The organism is Candidatus Neomarinimicrobiota bacterium (assembly GCA_041862535.1).
Taxonomy (GTDB): Bacteria; Fidelibacterota; Marinisomatia; order SCGC-AAA003-L08; family TS1B11.
This window is the reverse complement of sequence record JBGVTM010000212.1, coordinates 1-4,651: the sequence shown is the minus strand read 5'-3', so window position 1 is coordinate 4,651 and position 4,651 is coordinate 1. Positions and strand designations below refer to the sequence as shown.

The following is a 4,651-nucleotide window of genomic DNA, read 5'->3' as shown; positions in this document are numbered from 1 at the left end:
GCCGGTGCCTTTAAATTCCTCGAAGATTACATCGTCCATGCGACTGCCCGTATCGATCAGAGCAGTTGCTATAATGGTCAGACTACCGCCCTCGTCGATGTTGCGGGCGGAGCCGAAGAAACGCTTGGGCTTTTGCAAGGCGTTGGCATCCACACCGCCGGACAGGATCTTGCCGCTATGGGGTATGACGGTATTATGTGCCCGAGCGAGACGGGTGATCGAGTCCAGCAGGATCATGACGTCCTTGCCTACTTCCACCATACGGCGGGCACGCTGCAATACCATCTCCGCGACCTGTACATGCCGCTCGGCTGGTTCGTCGAAAGTGGAAGAGATCACCTCCGCGTTGACACTCCGCTTCATCTCCGTTACTTCCTCAGGACGCTCGTCGATGAGCAGGATGATCAGGTAAATGTCCGGGCTGTTCTGGGTAATAGCATTGGCGATCTTTTGCAAAAGAATGGTTTTCCCCGTCTTGGGCTGTGCGGGGATAAGGCCGCGTTGCCCTTTACCAATGGGAGCCACTAGATCAATGATACGGGTGCAGACTTCTTTTGATGTGGTCTCCAGGATGAGATGTTCATCAGGGAATTGAGGTATTAGGTCCACAAAGTGGGGAAATGCTTTGATCTCTTCCGGGCCGATGCCATTCACTGCGTCCACTCGGAGGAGGGCGAAAAAGCGTTCGTTTTCTTTTGGCGGCCGCACCTGACCGCTGATTAAGTGCCCGGTTCGCAACCCAAACCGTTTGATCTGCGAGGGCGAGACATAAATGTCATCAGGACCGGGGAGGTAATTGAAATCGGGGGAACGTAGAAACCCATAGCCATCCGGCATGATCTCCAAAACGCCGCGGGCGTAAACATTACCCTGCCGCTGAGCCTGGGTTTCTAGAATTTTCAGGATCAGGTCGTGTTTTTTCAGGCCGGAGTAGTCGCTGACCTCCAGCTCTTGGGCTAATTTGGTGAGATCTTTAACCCGCAATGATTGCAGTTCACTAATGTCCATGATTGGTCCCTCTACCATCAAGGTTTCTCAATTAAATCTGGTACTATGAAGACGGCGGCAACCGTCAAGGTTTCTTTTCTGTTATCGCAATGTCCAGCAAGAATTGTGTCCCAAAAGTGCATACGGAATAACCGCAATGTTTTTCTAGTGGATTGCAGCAGTTCATCTTGTCCACACAGGCCATCAATGCTGCATCAGGTGGACTCACACCATTTTCTGGACAGATCAGTTTTGCGAAAATATGAGTCGGTTAGTTATTAATGCTGTTTAGTCTCTATTCAAATAATTAGACGCCTGCTCCCAATACCTGAAATGAAATTCCGGCCCCAAAGTTCCCGTTGGTTGTTACATTGATTCTAATTCCGGCTAAGACCATAACTGCAACACTTAGCGAATTACCGCGACACGTTAGGAAATGACTCAAGGGACAAGAGTTTGACAATATGGCTGGAAAAACCGTGTCAGCGAATCAAGATTAGTGGTTTAAGTTTATTTAATTAATAAAGTATGTCAAATGAAATTTTAAACACCTGTGCAACTGCCGGGCCAAGGTAATGGGAGCCCAGAATGGCCACGAAGTCTTTCTCGGTTGCCTCGTTAACAGCCCGCTGTATAGCTGCAACCGGATTTGCCTCAATTTCGAGGTTAAGAAAGGAAGTCCCTACCTGGTGGGCTAGGTCGTGGACGGGGACAAAGTGGCGTATGTCGGTCTGGGTGAGCACCACGGTCTCAAATCTGGGCAGCAGCATCTCAAGCATCTGATCCACCTTTTTACCCTGCTGTATGGCTAATACCAGCCACTTACGGTTAGTGGTAGGCTCCCCGGCCATTGTTTCTAGGAAAGCGGCCGCCCCGTGAGGATTGTGTGCAACGTCGTAGATGACTTTTGGCCTCTCTTGGAGCTGTTGATACCTGCCAGGCCAGAAAGCAGCTATTATGGCTTTCCTGGCAATGCTGGGATCGAAGTTATGCGCGAGGATTGCCTGTGCCAGGTTCCAGGCCAGGATGGCGTTGGTGTGCTGGTGATGCCCGGGAAGCTTGTGAGGTTGAGGGATGGATATATCCTCATCCAAAAAGATGACCGACGTGCCGACATGCTCAGCCTCAGATTCTATCACCTGCTGTACCGCTGGGGTTTGGGGAGCTGAGAAACACGGCACCCCCGCCTTCATGATCCCGGCCTTCTCCCGGGCAATCATCTCCACGCTATCTCCCAGCATATCGCTATGGTCTAAGGCAATCGGTGTGAGAGCTGTCCAATCTGGATCAGTTGCGGTGGTGGCATCCAGGCGGCCACCCAGTCCGGTCTCCAGAATAGCCACATCCACCCCACGATCATAAAAGTAGTTCAGTGCCATCGTCGTTGTGGCCTCAAAGAAAGTGGCCGAGATCTCCTCCAAATCTCGCTTGTGTTCCTTCACCCATTGGATAATATAGCTGTCTGCAATTGTGATACCATCGATCCGGATGCGCTCATTAAATCGACACAGATGAGGGGATGTGTATAACCCCACCCTCCGACCATGTTTAAAGAGGATGTGGGCTGTCATAGCAGCGGTGGAGCCTTTGCCGTTGGTTCCCGCTATCTGAACGATGGGGAAACCCTGATGTGGATTTCCACACCGCTTTAGCAATTCCCGCGTCGAATCAAGCCCCAACTTGATACCCCTTCGTTCCAGGTTAAACAGGTACTTCAGGAGAGTGTGCATGGTATTGACTGGGGTGCTAGGCAGACTGCTTATTGTTGCCAGGTGTCGTATGCCCCTTGGGTATTGCTTCGGAAGTGTAGGTAAAAATCCAACCGCAGGTGAAAGCAAGTGTGAGAGGGAGCAGAGTCAGATAGGCAGATTGTGAGCTGCGTGACAGGTTAATCCCCTTGCTCTGCCAGCATGGCCCCCTCGTATTTTTCCTTGAAGATCATGATCGCGCTGAAGAGTCCCTCGGCTATGTGTTGGCGATATTCATTTTGGGCAAGCTTCTGTTCCTCGATTCGGTTGCTGATAAAACCAGTTTCCACCAGGACATTAGGCATGGTAGCGCCGATCATCACCAAAAACCCGGCCTGCTTTACTCCGCGATTAGGGGCGTCCAGTCCTTTACTTAGTTGCTCCTGAATGATCCCAGCCAGAGCTTCGCTCTCCTTCATCCACACGCTTTGGGCCATGGTGGAGAGGATCAGGGCCTCATCGGAGAATTCCTGATAAGCATGGTTCGACTCTTCCAGGGCGATAACACTGTTTTCTAGTCGGGCGACCTCGATGGCTTCCTGCGTGTTGGCGGGTGCCAGAAGCCAGGTTTCGAAGCCATGGGCGTACCGGCTCTTCACACCGTTCACGTGGATGGAGATGAAGAGCTTCCCTCCCGCCTCGTTAGCAATCTTGGTCCGCTGCCAGAGCGGGACAAACACGTCTTCGTCCCGGGTATAGACTACCCTCATATTCGACTTGCGCTTAATTAGGCGTCCCAGGCGTTGGGCCACATCTAGCGTGACCGTCTTTTCCATTAGTTCACTCCGTCCAACCGTGCCGGCATCTATCCCGCCATGCCCGGGATCGATAACAATTGTGTCCAGGTACCACTGCTCCCGCATTTCCCTGGTCCGGTCGCTCTTACGGCGGGTTGGATTGCGGATAGCGATATGCAGCTCCGTGCTCCCCTCCACTTGGTATACTTCCGGCAAAATAATCTTATCGGTAAGCTTGAACCGCAGCTCAGCGGATCTCTCCAGCTGGCGTCCCCATGCTTTTCGGATGATACCTCCTAAGGTGGAACGGCTCAGTCCCAGAGTATCCACCCGACCCTCAGGTACCTGCACCACCAGCCAACCATTGTCAGTTATATATCGGACCACATTGCGGGTGTCGAATTGTTTGCTGGTCCGCACCCGGATAAGGGTACCGTTTTGTTTGGATTCAACCTGGGCTGAATGGATGTTGAAGGTGGAATGCAGCACAGAGCTCACAAAGGTTCGCCGGACCTCGTCATACCGTGCCTCCGGTAAAACAGTGGCAGCCAACACCGAGAAGAATGCCCTGGCGGGCACGAAGTACTCCTTCCCATCAAAGTAGGTCGGTAGCGGCATTTGGAGGGCTTGTTCATTCACTACCACGAATGACGAGAAAGCAGTTATTTTGACCTCGCCATCCCAGAAATAAAGTACCAGTTTGTTGACGTTGTCATTGATATAAGTGTTCACTGAGTAAATGGTAGCCAGCTCCTGGCTGCTGAGATACTCGACGTTGCCAAGGAAGAAAGTACGCAGCACGTCTCTTCGCTCCGGCTGATTGGGGAACACCACTCGTATCTCATCGGCCGCTAGAATGACGGGCAGAAGCGCGATGGGTAGCAGCAACCGTCCTAACAGGCAGGCCGTGTATCCGCGATAGACGCTATATTTCAAGGTACCTTCCAGACTCTTTGTCCTGATTATTCAATCGTCCGGCAATTGCGCTTTCCTCAGAAACTTAGAAGGGTATTGCTTAGAGTGCAATATCCAACTGGAGGCCCACCTGCAAACGTTCCTGCAGCGCTGTTTCTTCGGTATCGGTTCGCCACCACTGCTGAGCTATCCGCAACACAATCAGTCCCTTTCCCAGTGGCAGTTTTAATCTCCCGTGTAGGCGGATACCGTGTCCGGCCAGCG

General features: G+C 52.1%; 3 protein-coding genes. All 3 read right to left on the bottom strand.

The annotated features are described in order from the left end of the window. A partial coding sequence (gene rho, locus ACETWG_07790) for a transcription termination factor Rho (GenBank protein ID MFB0516490.1) occupies positions 1-1,008 on the bottom strand: 1,008 nt, incomplete at its 3' end. Positions 1,009-1,505: 497 nt separating this feature from the next. Beyond that, the gene (locus ACETWG_07785; GenBank protein ID MFB0516489.1) at positions 1,506-2,717 is read right to left on the bottom strand and encodes a folylpolyglutamate synthase/dihydrofolate synthase family protein; all 1,212 of its coding nucleotides are present in this window, start codon (positions 2,715-2,717) and stop codon (positions 1,506-1,508) included. Positions 2,718-2,875: 158 nt separating this feature from the next. Next, entirely contained in the window at positions 2,876-4,408 is a 1,533-nt protein-coding gene (locus tag ACETWG_07780; protein ID MFB0516488.1) for an N-acetylmuramoyl-L-alanine amidase, read from the bottom strand. Positions 4,409-4,651: the final 243 nt, after the last annotated feature.